Annotated in this window: 12 protein-coding genes; 4 read left to right on the top strand and 8 right to left on the bottom strand. The window is 68.5% G+C overall.

Annotated elements, in window-relative coordinates; translation table 11 throughout:
* The first annotated feature begins 34 nt into the window (after window positions 1–34).
* Window positions 35–1,300 (top strand): NTP/NDP exchange transporter, encoded by a 1,266-nt coding sequence (locus ACVCL3_RS07615; protein ID WP_447101507.1) that lies wholly within the window; start codon window positions 35–37, stop codon window positions 1,298–1,300.
* A gap of 28 nt (window positions 1,301–1,328) precedes the next feature.
* On the opposite strand, the gene ACVCL3_RS07610 is transcribed toward ACVCL3_RS07615, so the two are convergent.
* On the bottom strand, window positions 1,329–1,757 hold the full coding sequence (locus tag ACVCL3_RS07610; RefSeq protein ID WP_395116563.1) for a CBS domain-containing protein: 429 nt from the start codon (window positions 1,755–1,757) through the stop codon (window positions 1,329–1,331).
* A gap of 84 nt (window positions 1,758–1,841) precedes the next feature.
* The gene (mtgA, locus tag ACVCL3_RS07605; protein ID WP_447100886.1) at window positions 1,842–2,570 is read right to left on the bottom strand and encodes a monofunctional biosynthetic peptidoglycan transglycosylase; all 729 of its coding nucleotides are present in this window, start codon (window positions 2,568–2,570) and stop codon (window positions 1,842–1,844) included.
* 83 nt (window positions 2,571–2,653) lie between these two features.
* Here mtgA and hslO point away from each other — a divergent pair, with 83 nt between their 5' ends.
* A complete protein-coding gene (gene hslO, locus ACVCL3_RS07600) occupies window positions 2,654–3,553 on the top strand; it encodes an Hsp33 family molecular chaperone HslO (RefSeq protein WP_395116567.1) in 900 nt (299 codons plus the stop codon).
* 9 nt (window positions 3,554–3,562) lie between these two features.
* On the opposite strand, the gene ACVCL3_RS07595 is transcribed toward hslO, so the two are convergent.
* A complete protein-coding gene (locus tag ACVCL3_RS07595; protein ID WP_447097144.1) occupies window positions 3,563–6,463 on the bottom strand; it encodes a bifunctional diguanylate cyclase/phosphodiesterase in 2,901 nt (966 codons plus the stop codon).
* Window positions 6,464–6,738: 275 nt separating this feature from the next.
* On the opposite strand from ACVCL3_RS07595, the gene ACVCL3_RS07590 reads away from it, so the two are divergent.
* Window positions 6,739–7,659: a hypothetical protein gene (locus ACVCL3_RS07590; RefSeq protein ID WP_395116571.1), complete on the top strand. Its 921-nt coding sequence runs from the start codon at window positions 6,739–6,741 to the stop codon at window positions 7,657–7,659.
* A 125-nt stretch (window positions 7,660–7,784) separates the two neighbouring features.
* Here ACVCL3_RS07590 and ACVCL3_RS07585 read toward each other — a convergent pair whose 3' ends face one another.
* The 5 genes from ACVCL3_RS07585 to ACVCL3_RS07565 all read right to left on the bottom strand — a co-directional run bounded on the left by ACVCL3_RS07585 (window position 7,785) and on the right by ACVCL3_RS07565 (window position 12,345).
* Window positions 7,785–8,693 carry a DUF4097 family beta strand repeat-containing protein gene (locus ACVCL3_RS07585; protein WP_447100885.1) on the bottom strand — a complete coding sequence of 303 codons (909 nt, stop codon included), beginning with the start codon at window positions 8,691–8,693 and terminating at the stop codon, window positions 7,785–7,787.
* A 20-nt stretch (window positions 8,694–8,713) separates the two neighbouring features.
* On the bottom strand, window positions 8,714–9,142 hold the full coding sequence (locus ACVCL3_RS07580; RefSeq protein WP_395116575.1) for a hypothetical protein: 429 nt from the start codon (window positions 9,140–9,142) through the stop codon (window positions 8,714–8,716).
* Window positions 9,139–9,684, bottom strand: coding sequence for an RNA polymerase sigma factor (locus tag ACVCL3_RS07575; protein ID WP_395116577.1), 546 nt, complete (start codon window positions 9,682–9,684; stop codon window positions 9,139–9,141). Before ACVCL3_RS07575 ends, ACVCL3_RS07580 begins: the two co-directional genes overlap by 4 nt.
* Before the next feature lie 175 nt (window positions 9,685–9,859).
* Window positions 9,860–11,644: a phosphoenolpyruvate carboxykinase (GTP) gene (locus tag ACVCL3_RS07570; RefSeq protein WP_447100884.1), complete on the bottom strand. Its 1,785-nt coding sequence runs from the start codon at window positions 11,642–11,644 to the stop codon at window positions 9,860–9,862.
* A gap of 122 nt (window positions 11,645–11,766) precedes the next feature.
* The gene (locus ACVCL3_RS07565; RefSeq protein ID WP_395116579.1) at window positions 11,767–12,345 is read right to left on the bottom strand and encodes a TetR/AcrR family transcriptional regulator; all 579 of its coding nucleotides are present in this window, start codon (window positions 12,343–12,345) and stop codon (window positions 11,767–11,769) included.
* A gap of 113 nt (window positions 12,346–12,458) precedes the next feature.
* Between ACVCL3_RS07565 and ACVCL3_RS07560 the strand changes: the two genes are divergently transcribed.
* Window positions 12,459–13,358 carry an alpha/beta fold hydrolase gene (locus ACVCL3_RS07560; protein WP_447100883.1) on the top strand — a complete coding sequence of 300 codons (900 nt, stop codon included), beginning with the start codon at window positions 12,459–12,461 and terminating at the stop codon, window positions 13,356–13,358.
* Window positions 13,359–13,362: the final 4 nt, after the last annotated feature.

Here is a 13,362-nt window from a genome sequence, read left to right as displayed (position 1 = left end):
CCGCCAAGCCGTTGTGGAACAAGCCGCCGCGCCGCTGCTGTCCGCGCTGGCGTTCTTCTTCGTGATGACGTCGTATTACATCATCCGGCCAGTCAGGGACCAGCTGAGCGGCGCCGTGGGTTCGCAGTCGCTGCCGCTTTTCTACGGCGCGGTGCTCGTGGTGATGCTGCTGATCACGCCGGTGTTCGGCATGCTGGTGGCGCGCTTCCGCCGCCGTTCGCTGCTGGCGTGGAGCTACAGCTTCTTCATCGCCTGCCTGCTCGCGTTCGTGCCCGCGTTCATGGCGCAGGCGCAGATCGGCGCGCGCACGTTGGGCGTGGTGTTCTTTGTCTGGGTCAGCGTGTTCAACCTGTTCGTGGTGTCGCTGTTCTGGAGCTTCATGGCCGACATCTTCTCCAGCGGCCGGGCGCGCCGGGTGTTTTCGCTGATCGCGCTGGGCGGTATGGCGGGCGCCATCTTCGGGCCGCTGGTCACCAAGTTGCTGGTGCACCTGGTGGGGGTGGCGCCCTTGCTGGTGGTGTCGTCGCTGGCACTGGGCGTGTCGCTGATCCTGCTGTTGCGGATCTCCGACAGTCACGATCGCCGACCCGGCAGCGACGGCAACGAGGTGATCGGCGGGTCGCTGTGGGCAGGCATTCGCCAGCTCTGGTCGCAACCTTTCCTGCGCTACATGGCCTTGCTGATGCTGTTCGGCGACGGCATCGGCACGCTGGCCTACGCGCTGGTGGCCGATTACGCGAAGGCCAACTTCGCCGACGCGGTGGCGCGGACCGCGTTCTACAACAACCTGGATCTCGCCACCAACCTGCTCGGTGCCGCCTTGCAGCTGAGCGTGACGCCGTGGCTGCTGGTCCGTCGCGGCGCCGGCTGGGGCTTGGTGCTGCCCGCGCTGGTGAACGTGGCGCTGCTGGGTGCGGTGGCGCTGATCGGCAGCGGCAGTGTCTCGTTCTTCGGTCACAGCCTGCCGCTGCTGCTGGCGGTGATGCTGGTGATCACCCGCGGCTTTGCCTACGGCATGACCAAGCCGGCGGTGGATGCCCTGTACACGCGGGTGCCGCGCGAGATGCGCTACAAGGGCAAGAATTTCGTCGAGACCGCGGTGTGGCGCTTCGGCGATCTGGTGGTGACCAGCGCGGTGAACGGTCTGCGTGCGCTGGGCCTGGGCGTGAGCGGCCTGGCTTTGGCCGGCGCCGGCGTGGCCGCGCTGGCTACCATCGTGGCGCGCCGTGCCGGCTGGTCGCCGGACCTGGCGCCGGACGACCAGGCACCCGTGGAGAAGGCGGCGAAAGCGCCGGCGTGAGTCGATGCTTTCCCCACAACCCCGGCGTTCAGCCCGTGATATAGCGCTCCAGATGCTCGATCTGCTCGGCCTGCGCGTCGATCACCGCCTTGACCAGGTCGCCGATCGAGATCACGCCGACCAGCTTGCCGTCCTCGACCACCGGCAGGTGGCGGATGCGACGGTCGGTGCACAGGCGCATGCAGTCGAACACGTCGGTGTCCGGGCCGACCGTGATCGGCGTGCCGGACATGATGTCCGACACGGCGGTCTGCGAGGAGGACTTGCCCTGCAGGATCACCTTGCGCGCGTAATCGCGTTCGGAGACCACGCCGACCAGTTCGCCGTTGGCCAGCACCAGCAACGCGCCGATGCGGTGTTCGGCCATCTGCTTGATCGCCTCCAGCACCGGGGCATCGGGTGCCACGCTGAAGATGGTGCTGCCCTTGGTTTGCAGCAGGTGCCTGACTTGACTCATCTCGGGTCTCCTGGCGGTGGCCTTCGGTTGTCCGGGTCGAGTCTATCGCGCGGCGGCGTTGGCGTGTAGTGACGGGCCCTGGCGCTATTTCGGCGGCGGCGCGTCGAGGTAGTCCGGCCCGCCCAGTTGCTGCATCTGCTGCTCGATCCATGCGGTGCGGCGCTGCACGTACGCGCTCGGGCGGTCGACGTGCAGCCGGCGCGGGCTGGGCAGCACCGCCGCCAGGCGTGCGGCCTGCGCCGGCCCCAGGCGCGCGGGCGAGGTATGGTAGTAAGCCTCGCTGGCCGCGCCCACGCCGTAGATGCCGTTGCCCAGCTCGGCGATGTTCATGTACACCTCGAGGATGCGCTGCTTCGGCCAGGTCAGCTCGATCAGCACGGTGAAGTACGCCTCCAGTCCCTTGCGCACGAAGCTGCGGCCGTTCCACAGGAACAGGTTCTTGGCGGTCTGCTGGCTGATCGTGCTGGCGCCGCGCAGGCGCTTGCCGTCGTCGGCCGCGTCGATCGCCTTGTTGATGGAGTCGAAATCGAAACCGTGGTGGTAGGGAAACTTCTGGTCCTCGCCGGCCACCATCGCCAGCGGCACCCAGGGCGAGACCCGCTTCCACGGCACCCAGTGCTGGCGCAGGCGGAAACTCATGTCCCCGTGCAGCCATGCGCCGACTTGGCGCTCGACCATCACCGCCGAGGTCAGCGGCGGCACGAAGCGCAGGATCAGCACCGCCAGCCAGGTCGATCCCAGCCACGCCATGGCGAGGATGCCCAGCCAGCGAAGCAGCTTGCGCCATCGGAGTCGGCGTGACGGTGAAGACATGGCTGCAGTATACGAGGCGTTGTACCGGTGCCGTGCCGACCCCATCTGTGCCGTTTCCCTGCCTGCCTCCGCGAGAACCGATCATGCCCGTGCCGTCCGACGACGACGTGATGTACCGCTTCCTGCTGCCGCGTGCCGGCGTGCGCGGCGCGCTGGTGCGCCTGGGCGCGTCATGGCGCGAGGTGGCGGGCCGTGCCGACTATCCGACGGCGTTGCGGGCGCTGCTGGGCGAGACGCTGGTGGCCAGCGCGCTGCTCACCGGCAACATCAAGCTCGATGGCGCGTTGTCGATCGAATTGAAGAGTGCGTCCGCACTGCGCCTGCTGTTCGCCGAGTGCGACGACGCCGGACGCCTGCGCGGGCTGGCACGCTGGCGCGAGCCGCTGCCCCAGCCGCTGGCGCTGAACGACCTGGCCGAGGCGATCATGGCGATCACCATGGGCAACGTCGAGCGCGGCCAGCGTTACCAGGGCCTGGTCGAACTGCGCGACGCCGGCCTGGCCGCGTCGCTGGAGAACTACTTCCGGCAGTCCGAACAGTTGCCCGCGCGATTCCTGCTGGCCAGCGATGCGACGCAGGCGGTCGGCCTGATGCTGCAGAAGATGCCCGACGAGGGCGGCCACGCCGCGGACATCGACGAGGACGCCTGGAACCGCGTGCTGCAGCTGACCGCGACGCTGGGCGTCGACGAGCTGCTGGCCACCCCGGCCGAGCCGCTGCTGTTTCGCCTGTACCACGAGGAGTCCGCGCGCCTGCTCGAAAGGCGCGCGCTGGCGTTCGGTTGCAGCTGCAGCCGCGAACGGGTCAGCGCCATGCTGCGTTCGCTCGGGCGCGACGAAGTGGAGGCCGCGCTGGCCGCGCGTGACGGCGAGATCGAGGTGGTCTGCGAGTTCTGCGCGCAGCGCTATGCGTTCGACCGCATCGACGCCGAGCACCTGCTGAGCGACAGCGCCGCCCCCGGCGCGCCGGGCACGGCGCAGTAAGGACTCCGCTCAGGCCGGCAGCAGCGGGCTGTTGGCGGCCAGCCAGGTGCTGGCCGGCTGCGGCGAGGCGAACAGGAAGCCCTGGCCGTAGCGGCAGCCGACCCGCAGCAGCGCCTGGCGCTGCGACTCCTGCTCGATGCCCTCGGCGATCACCTTCATGTGCAGCGAATCGGCCAGCACCTGGATGGCGCGCACCAGGGCCAGGCCTTGGGTGTCGCTGTCGTCCGGCGGCAGCTCGACGATGAAGGAGCGGTCGATCTTCAGGCTCTCGAACGGGTACTGGTGGAGATAGCTCAGCGAGGAATAGCCGGTGCCGAAATCGTCCAGCGCGATGCCCACGCCGTGGTTGCGCAGGTTTTTCAGGATGCGCTTCACCTGGGTGGGGTTTTCCAGCAGCGCATGCTCGGTGACTTCGATGCGGATGCAGTGGCTGGGCACGGCGTACTGGTCGAACAGCGCGAGCAGGCGCTGGTCGAGGTCGACCGAACGGAAGTGCCGCCCGGACACGTTGATGCTGATGAAACCCTCGGTGCCGATCAGGCGCACCGCCTGGATGCACACCTGCTCGAAGATCTGCCAGTCGATCGCCTCGGCGCAGCCGCATTCCTCGGCGATCAGCAGGAAGTCGTGCGGCGGCAGCAGGCCGCGCTGCGGATGGTGCCAGCGCAGCAGCGCCTCGTAGCCGACGATGCGGCCGTCGGAGAGCTCGACGATCGGCTGGTAGTACGGTTCGAACTCGTTGCGGCCCAGCGCGTGGCGCAGGTCGCTCTCCATGTCCAGCAGGGACAGTGCCTCGCGGCGCAGGCGGTCGTCGAACATCGCCGCGCGATGGCGGCCACCGTCCTTGGCGTTGTACATCGCCGCGTCGGCGTCGCGCAGCAGTTCCTCCGGCTGGCGATAGTGCGGGGCGGCAAGCGCGATGCCGATCGAGGCGGAGGTGAAGATCTCCTTGGTGCCCAGCCGGAACGGCGTCTGCAGCTCGTGGATGATGCGTTCGGCGATCAGCGAGGCCTTGTCGGTCTCGGTAATGCCCTCCAGCAGCACGGCAAACTCGTCCCCGCCCAGCCGCGCGACCACGTCGCGGGTCTTCAGGCAGGCGCGGATGCGGCCGCCGACCTGGAACAGCAGGTCGTCGCCGATCAGATGGCCGACCGAGTCGTTGATGACCTTGAAGCGGTCCAGGTCGATGAACAGCACCGCGAACCGCTCGTCACGGTTGGCCGCGTAGCGCTGCATCGCCTGTTCCAGCCGCTGCAGCAGCAAGGTGCGATTGGGCAGGCCGGTAAGCGAGTCGTGCAGGGTCTCGTACTTCAGCCGGCGCTCGACCCGCTCGCGTTCGGCGATCTGTTCGCGCAGGTCGCGGTTGGCCAGCGCCAGCGCGCGGGTGCGCTCGGTGACGCGGCGCTCGAGCCCGGCGTTGGCCTGCTTGAGCGAATGGGCCGCCTGCTTGCGCTGCAGCGCGTTGGCCACGTGGTAGCTGACGAAGGTCAGCAGCTCCTGGTCGCGCTCGCTGTAGTTGTGCGCCGGCGAATAGCTCTGCAGGGTAAGCACGCCCTTGGCCTTGCCGCCCCAGATCAGCGGCACGCCCAGCCAGCACACCGATGGCGCGCCGAAGTGGGCGATCTCGCCTGCGGCGTGCAGCTTGTCGATCAGCTCGGGGGTGGCCAGCAGCGGGCGGGCGGTGCGCAATACGTACTCGGTGGCGCCGCGGCCGTGCACGCGCGCCGGGCGCACGCGATCGACCTCGTCGACCGAATAGGGGAACGTCAGCTGGTCGGTCTCCTCGTCCAGCAGCGCGATGTAGAAGTTGCGCGCGTACAGCAGGCCGCTGATGACCTGGTGCACGGCGGCGTAGAACTTGTCCAGGCTTTCCGAGGTGCTGGCCAGTTCGGCGATGCGAAACAGTGCCGCCTGCAGGCGCTCGCCGCGCTGGCGCTGCAGCACCTGCTGGCGCAGCACGCGATTGGCCTCGCGCAGTGCCGCGGTGCGGTCGGTGACGCGGCGGCCCAGCTCCAGGTGCGCCTCGCGCCGTTCCAGCGCGGTCTGCACGTGTTGCGCCACGTAGTTGAGCAGCTCCATGTCGTGCCGCGAGTAATGCGTGTCCGAGCGGTAGCTCTGCACCACGATGCCGCCCGCCACGTGCCCGTCGCGCAGCATGGGCACGCCCAGCCAGTCCTCGCAGCGCGCGCCGAACAGGCGGAAACGATCGCCGATCTGCTGTACCAGGTCGTCGAGCGAACCCATCATCGGACGCCCTTGGCGCAGCAGGTTCCAGGTCAGGCTGTATTCCATCTCCTGCAGCGGCATCGGCTGGTTGAGCACGGGAAGGTCGGTGTCGACGATGTCCACGCAGTAGGTGAAGCGGATCTGGTCGGTGGCCGGGTCGTACAGCACGATGTAGAAGTTTTCCGCGTACATCAGGCTGCTGACGATCGCGTGCAGCGAGCGCATCATCTGCGGCATGTCGTGCTCGGCGCTGGCCTGGTCGGCGATCGCGTACAGCGCGCGCTGCAGGCGTTCGGCCAGCGCCAGGCGGGAGATCGCCTCGTACAGGCGGCTGGTCTCGGCCAGCTGGCGCAGGCGGATGTCCGCCAGGCGGCCCAGCCATAGCAGCGAGTCGCGCGCAGCGGGAGACGGCGGGGTCTCGTCCCATGTCATCGACAAGGTGCGCGTGGCCTGCGGGTCTTCGGCCAGGTCCAGCCATTTCTCGTCGGGGGCGCCATCTTCGTCGCGGGCGCGCCAGTGCAGGCGGCCGCGGATGCCGAGCTGGTCCAGCATCAGCTCGCAGATTTCCATCACCCCGGTGGCGTCGACTGCCTCGAACAGGCGTTCCACGGCGCCGTTCAGGGTCGCGACATCCCGGGCCGCGTGCGGCGGCTGGGAGGGTCGGATCGTCGGGCTGGCGCTCATGGCTGGTGGTCGATTCCGGAACGATTTGACGCGTCGACGTCAAAAGGCCTTTATACAGGGTGGGCCGCCGCTCCTGCCAGCGGGATCATAGCGGGAACCTGGCCCGGTCGAACGGGTCAAAGCTTGACACAGCAACCCATGCAACTGTGCGCTGGGGCGGGTTTTGGGCTGTTAGCAAAACGTAAAATGCGCTACCATCCCGATCGCACGACATCATCAACGCGAGCCGTGTTCGGATGATGGTTCCATCAGTCCTGGAGTTTCGTTCAAAAGCCATGCGTCGCCTGCCTGCCATGCTGTCGATTTTCCTGCTGCCGCTTGCGGCCGCCGGGCAATCCGTGGGCGGCGATGCGGCGCAGGCCGCGCAGTTGCTGGCGCAGCCGCAGAACGGGGCGCAGTTGACGAATGCCGACCCGGCCAGTTCCGGCGTGAACGTCCCGTTGTGGCGTGACAGCCATGGCCGCATGCTGATGCTCAAGGCCGATCGCGGCACCACGAACGACTCCGCCACGTCCCTGTATTCGCCGCTGTTGCTGCAGCCGCTCGATGCCGGCAACGCGATGGCCGCCGGCCTGCAGTACGGCGTCGGCCCGTTGCAGGCGCATGCGCAGGTGAGCCAGCGCTCGTGGCTCAACCACGGCACGCGGGTGTTCGGCAGCGAAGTGGGTGCCACCTACGACGCCGGCGATTACAGCGTCGGCGTGAGCGTGGGCGCCACCAGCACGCCCCACCGCAATGCGCCGCTGCCGCGCGTGCTGCCGGGTGCGGCGCCGGGCGGCCTGTACAGTTTCGACAGCAGCAACCAGCTCAATGCACGGGGCCGGCTGGCCCTGGGCAAGCAGACCGGCATCGACCTCGGCGCCAGCGTGGGCCGTGTGCATCTGCTGCCGGGCAACCTGCTGGGTGTCAACGTGCTCGACCAGAAGGCGCTGAGTTTCGGCGTCGACCACGGCCCGTTGAGCGGCATGCTCACCGGTCGCACCATGCAGCCCGAAGCCGGCGTGCCCGGCAGCCTGTACGGCGATCGGCGCTGGAACAGCATCGACCTGGGCGTAACTTGGCGCCTGCCGTGGCGCGGCTCGTTGAGCGTCGGAGCGCAGAACCTGTGGTCGTCCGGCACGCCGGCGAACACGCCGGTCGGCCCGGAGCCGGACCAGTCGCGCACGCCTTACGTGCAATATCACCAGGATCTCTGAGGCAGGAGTGAGCGGAGAGGAGTGAGAAACGAGAGAAATGCGCGCAAGCTGCAGCTCTTCTCTCACTTCTCACTTTTCACTTCTCACTTCTCACTTCTCACTTCTCACTTCTCACTCCTATCCGCTCACTCCTGCTTCTTGACGCGCAGGTCGCCGCTGAAGGTCTCGAGGTGGATCTTGCCGTCGCCGGCGCCGATGCTCGTGTCGAGCGAACTGCCGGGGCCGCGCTCGGCTTCGACCGGCTTGCCGAAGTCGCTGCGCAGGTCGCCGCTGAAACTGCTGGCGTGAAGCTTGGCCGAGGTGTCGGCCGGCAGGCGCAACTGCACATCGCCGCTCATGCTGTCGATGTCGATGCTGCCGCCGGCGGCCAGCTTGCCGGACAGCTGCACGTCGCCGGAGACGGTGCTCAGGGTGAGCGTCTGCCACGGCCCGCCGCCGGCCTGGATGTGGCCGGAGATGGTTTCCAGCTTGGCCGTGCGGCCCAGGGCCGGGGCCAGGATCTCGCCGCTCACGGTTTGCAGTGCGGCCTTGTCGGCCTGTCCGGAAAGCTCGATGCCGCCGCTGACACTGTCGACGTCCAGCGCAGGCGTGTTCGCGTGGATGCGGGCGTTGCCGCTGATCGTGTTGACCTTGATGTCGCCGCCGGCAAGGCCGTCGATCACCAGCGGCGCGCTGATCACCTTGACGTCCAGCGATGCGCCGCGCGGCACGTGCAGTTCCAGCGTGGTGGGCGCCATGCGGCTGTCGCCGCCGAAGTTGAACCAGCCCGAGCCCGAACCGCCGCGCGGCTCGACCTTGATCGACAGCCGGTCGTTGTCGCCGGTGATCTGCAGCGGCTTGGCGCCGTCGCCGAGTTCGCCGCCGACCTGGACTTCGTTGCGATCCCAGGCGGTGACATTCACCGAGCCGGCGATATTGCTGATGCTGATCCGCGTATTGGCGCTGGCGGCGTGCTGCAGTTGGATCGGCGTGCCGGCCAGTGCATCGCCGATGCACAGGCACAACAGCAGGGGCAGGCAGTGGGCGGTTTTCATGGGTTCTCCTCGGATGGTCATCAGCCGGCGCGGTCGGCCAGCTGGCGCAATTGCGCCTGTTGTCGTTCGGTGTGGCGCAGGAGCCGTTGCAGTGCCGCGGAATCCGGTGCCTGTTCGATCGCCAGCTGCAGTTCGAGGCGGGCGGCGTCCAGTTCGATGGCGGCGCCGGCCAGGCGCGGATCGGCGGGCTTCCAGCTGGCCTGGCGGGTCGTGCCGGCCGATTCGGCAGGTGCGGTGGGTGTGAACCACTGATGCCAAGCCATACCCACGACCAGCAGCAGCGATGCCGCCACGGCAGCGCCCGCCAGCATGCGCCGCCATGTCGCCCGGGCGGGCGGATCGGCGACGGCCTGGTCCAGCGCCGCGTCGATCGCAGGCCACAGGTCGCGGCGCGGCACATGCGGTTGCTGCAGCTCGCGCATCTGGCGGCGCCATTCGAATTCGTTCATGCGTTTTCTCCCAGCGTCTTGCGCAGCAGCTGGCGTGCGCGATGCAGTTGAGCCTTCGAGGTGCCCACCGCCATGCCCAGTTCGTCGCCGATGTCCTCGTGCCGCCAGCCTTCGATGTCGTGCAGTACCAGTACGGCGCGGGCGCGCGGCGGCAGCCTGCCGATGGCTTGTTCCAGTTCGTGTCGCTCGGCCGCGCAGAACGGCGTCTCGCCACTGTCGGGCAGGTGCTCGTCGTCCACTACGCGCACCGGATCGGCGCCGCGCGCGCGGATGTCCATCAGCGCCACGTTGACCGCCAGGCGATACAGCCAGGTGCCGAAGGAGCTTTCGTGGCGGAAGCCGGGCAATTTCTGCCAGGCGCGGATGAAGGCGTCCTGGGTGAGATCCTCCGCCCGCGCGTGGTCGTAGCCGGCCAGCCGGTGCAGCGCGCCGTAGACGCGGCCGACGTGCAGCGCGTACAGGCGCTGGAAGGCGCGACGGTCGCCCGCGGCTGCGGCGCGCACGTCGTCGCCGTCATGCGCGGCGCTGGAGACAGGCGGCATCAGGCTTCCGGAGGCAGGACAGGCGGCGATCATCTTGCCAGCTTGGATGCCGCGGGGTGCGAAAGGGTTTGAAGCGGACGGGCCGCGCGGGCCCGTCCCTCGGGAGCGGCGAGGAAAACCACGAGCGTGGTTTTCCCGGTCGCGAGTCCGGTACGTGCCCGGACTCGCGCGTGCATCAGGACACGGCGGCCCGCCGCGCCGGCTTGGCGGTATCGGCCTGCAGCGCCTGCGCCACGCGTTGCTGCTCGCGGCGCAACCGCTCCGGCAGGCGCGGCGCGAAGGTTTGCAGGTAGGTGTCGATGGCTTCCAGCTCCGCCTGCCATCCGGCTACGTCGACCGCGAGCAATTCGTCCAGTCGCGCAGGCTCCAGCGCCAGTCCTTCCAGCTTCAGTTCGCCGGCCGCCGGCACGATGCCGATCGGGGTCTCGACGCCTTGGACATGGCCTTCGGCGCGGTCGATCATCCACTCCAGCACGCGCAGGTTCTCGCCGAAGCCCGGCCACAGGAACTTGCCGTCGGCGCCCTTGCGGAACCAGTTGACGTGGAACACCTTCGGCAGCTTCGCGCCGGGCCGGTCGAACGACAGCCAGTGCGCGAAGTAGTCGCCGTAGTGATAGCCGCAGAACGGCTTCATCGCCATCGAGTCGCGACGCAGCACGCCGACCGCGCCGGTGGCGGCAGCGGTGGTTTCCGAGCCCATCGCGGCGCCCATCAGCACGCCGTGGCTCCAGTCGCGCGCCTCCATCACCAGCGGCAGCAGCGAAGGGCGGCGGCCGCCGAACACGATCGCGCTGATCGGCACGCCTTGCGCGGCTTCAGCCATCTCCGACCAGGTCGGGCACTGCTTCGCGCTGACCGTGAAACGCGAGTTCGGGTGCGCGGCCGGGCCGTTGGCCGGGTCGTACGGACGTCCCTGCCAGTCGGTGACCGGGGTGCCGGGCAGGCCTTCCCACCACGGCTGGTTGTCGGCGGTGACGGCGACATTGGTGAAGATGGTGTCGTGCGAGATGCTCTGCATGGCATTGTGGTTGGTGGCGTCGCTGGTGCCCGGCGCCACGCCGAAGAAGCCGGCTTCCGGGTTGATCGCGTACAGCCGCCCGTCCGCGCCGGGGTGCATCCAGCAGATGTCGTCGCCCACCGTCCACGCCTTCCAGCCGTCTCGCCGGTAGCCTTCCGGCGGAATCAGCATCGACAGGTTGGTCTTGCCGCAGGCGGAGGGGAACGCGGCGGCGACGTAGTGCGTCTCGCCGCGCGGGTTCTCGATGCCGACGATCAGCATGTGTTCGGCCAGCCAGCCTTCCGTGCGCGCCTGGTTGCTGGCGATGCGCAGCGCGTGGCACTTCTTGCCCAGCAGCGCGTTGCCGCCGTAGCCGGAGCCGTAGGACTTGATCGAGAGTTCGGCGGGGAAGTGCATGATCCAGCGACGCTCGGGATCGAGCTCACCGACCGAATGCAGCCCCTTCACGAACGTACCTTCGCGCTCGATCCGCGCCTGCGCGGCGGCGCCCATGCGGGTCATGATCTTCATGTTGGCGACCACGTACGGGCCGTCGGTGATCTCCACCCCGCAACGCGACAGCGGCGAGTCGATCGGGCCCATGCAATACGGGATCACGTACATCGTGCGGCCTTCCATGCAGCCGTCGAACAGCGCGTCGATCTTGGCGTGCGCCTCGGCCGGGTCCATCCAGTGGTTGTTCGGGCCGGCGTCCTCGCGCTTGGGGTGGCAGACCAGGGTCAGCTGCTCGACGCGGGCCACGTCCTTCGGATCGGAGCGGTGCAGGTAGCACCCCGGATGGGTGGTCTGGTTCAGTTCGATCAGGGTGCCGTCGGCCAGCATCTGCTGCACCAGCGACTGATATTCGTCCTGCGACCCGTCACACCAGTGAATCCGCGCCGGGCGGGTCAGTGCCGCCACCTGGTCGACCCATTGGGTAAGCGCTTCCAGCTTGCTGGTCATCATGTCCCTCGAAAGGCTTGTTGAAAAACGGAAGCGGCACGGTAGTTTGCGTGCACTGGTATTGCAAGGATGGGCGCAGCAACGGCAGCGCCGGAGGGCGCCGCGTGGCCGTTTGCGCAGGGCTACACCGGGGTGAGCGTGGCGATCATGTGTTCGACGTAGGCGTCGAACTCCTCGTGACTCAGGCGCGGCAGGCCCAGGGTGAAGTTCAGTTGCAGGAAGCCGACGTAGGCGGCATAGGTCAGCCGCGCGCGGTTCAGTGCCTGCGCCGGCGGCAGGCCGGCCTCGCGATACACGGTGGTGAGGAACTCCATGCGTCGCTGCGAGACGCGGGCCATCACCGGCACCACCTGCGGATGGTCCAGTGCCTTGAGCAGCGCGGCATAGACGCGATGCGGCTGCAATTCGTGCGCGACCCGGCGGAACAGCTCGGGCAGGCGCTGGCGCGGGTCGGCGATCTGCTCGATCTGGCCGATGATCTCGCGTTCGCCGTACTGTTCCCAGCGTTCCATGGCCGCATTGAGCAGCGCTTCGCGGGTACGGAAATGCCAGTAGAAGCTGCCCTTGGTCACCCCGAGCTGGCGCGCGAGGGCTTCCACTGCCAAAGCTCCGACGCCCTGGTCGGCGATCATCTGCAGGGCGGCCAGTTCCCAATCTTCGGCCGACAGGCGCGTGCGTTCCGGCTTGCTGCTGACATTCATGTCCGTATGGTAGCGACAGCCCGGGCATTTGTAATGGGGCGGCGTCGATCGGCGTGCGCCGCGGCCCGGCGAGCGGTTGACGGCCATCGCACAGGCAATCCATACTCTACCGTATGGTCAATCCGATCCCGATGCCCCATACCGTCGAACGCGTCGCTGCAGGCGACCTGCGCCTGGCGGTGGAAACCTGGAACCCGCAGGGGACGCCGGGCCTGCTGTTCGCGCACGGCTTCGGCCAGACCCGCGGGGCGTGGAACGCCGCCGCCGCGGCGCTCGCCCGGACGGGTTGCCGCTGCGTCACGTTCGACGCCCGCGGTCATGGCGAGAGCGATCGCGTGGACGCCGCGACCGGCTATCACATGGACCAGTTCGCCGACGACCTGTTGCGCCTGGCCGCCGCGCAGCCGCAGCCACCGATCCTGGTGGGCGCCTCGATGGGTGGCCTGCTCGGCATCGTGCTGGCCGGCGAACGGCGACCCTCACTGTTCCGTGCGCTGGTGCTGGTCGACATCACGCCGCGCTGGGAAACCGCAGGCGTGCAACGCATCCTGGCCTTCATGCAGGCACACCCGGACGGCTTCGCCAACTATGCCGACGCGGCCGAGCAGGTAGCCGCCTACCTGCCGCAGCGGCGCGAGCGCAAGAGCGCCGAGCAATTGCGGCCGCTGCTGCGCGAGGGTGCCGACGGCCGGCTGCGCTGGCATTGGGACCCGGCGTTGCTGGCCGGCGACCTGGTGCAGGAAAGCGAGCGCTACCAGCCGCGCCTGCTCGCGGCGGCGGCGAAGATCGACGTGCCGGTCCTGCTGCTTTCCGGCGGCCGCAGCGACGTCGTCTCGCGCGGCACCGTGGACGAGTTCCTGCAGCTGGTGCCGCAGGCGCGCCATGTCGAGCTGGCGCACGCCACGCACATGGTGGCCGGCGACGCCAATGATGCCTTTGCCAATGAAGTGATCCACTACGTGCACCACCTTGAAATCCCCGTGACGCCGCGTACCGCCGGCGCCGCCCCCTGACCCT

The sequence above is a fragment of the Rhodanobacter sp. UC4437_H4 genome (assembly GCF_052978425.1).
The sequence above is the reverse complement of the archived record's forward strand: the minus strand, read 5'-3'. Positions and strand labels throughout refer to the sequence as shown.

Coding starts and splice junctions, on each gene's coding strand:
- ACVCL3_RS07570 (WP_447100884.1), bottom strand. CDS start 11,644: ATGACCAGCAAGCTGGAAGCGCTTACCCAATGGGTCGACCAGGTGGCG.
- ACVCL3_RS07565 (WP_395116579.1), bottom strand. CDS start 12,345: ATGAATGTCAGCAGCAAGCCGGAACGCACGCGCCTGTCGGCCGAAGAT.
- ACVCL3_RS07585 (WP_447100885.1), bottom strand. CDS start 8,693: ATGAAAACCGCCCACTGCCTGCCCCTGCTGTTGTGCCTGTGCATCGGC.
- ACVCL3_RS07580 (WP_395116575.1), bottom strand. CDS start 9,142: ATGAACGAATTCGAATGGCGCCGCCAGATGCGCGAGCTGCAGCAACCG.
- mtgA (WP_447100886.1), bottom strand. CDS start 2,570: ATGTCTTCACCGTCACGCCGACTCCGATGGCGCAAGCTGCTTCGCTGG.
- hslO (WP_395116567.1), top strand. CDS start 2,654: ATGCCCGTGCCGTCCGACGACGACGTGATGTACCGCTTCCTGCTGCCG.
- ACVCL3_RS07575 (WP_395116577.1), bottom strand. CDS start 9,684: ATGCCGCCTGTCTCCAGCGCCGCGCATGACGGCGACGACGTGCGCGCC.
- ACVCL3_RS07595 (WP_447097144.1), bottom strand. CDS start 6,463: ATGAGCGCCAGCCCGACGATCCGACCCTCCCAGCCGCCGCACGCGGCC.
- ACVCL3_RS07610 (WP_395116563.1), bottom strand. CDS start 1,757: ATGAGTCAAGTCAGGCACCTGCTGCAAACCAAGGGCAGCACCATCTTC.
- ACVCL3_RS07590 (WP_395116571.1), top strand. CDS start 6,739: ATGCGTCGCCTGCCTGCCATGCTGTCGATTTTCCTGCTGCCGCTTGCG.
- ACVCL3_RS07560 (WP_447100883.1), top strand. CDS start 12,459: ATGGTCAATCCGATCCCGATGCCCCATACCGTCGAACGCGTCGCTGCA.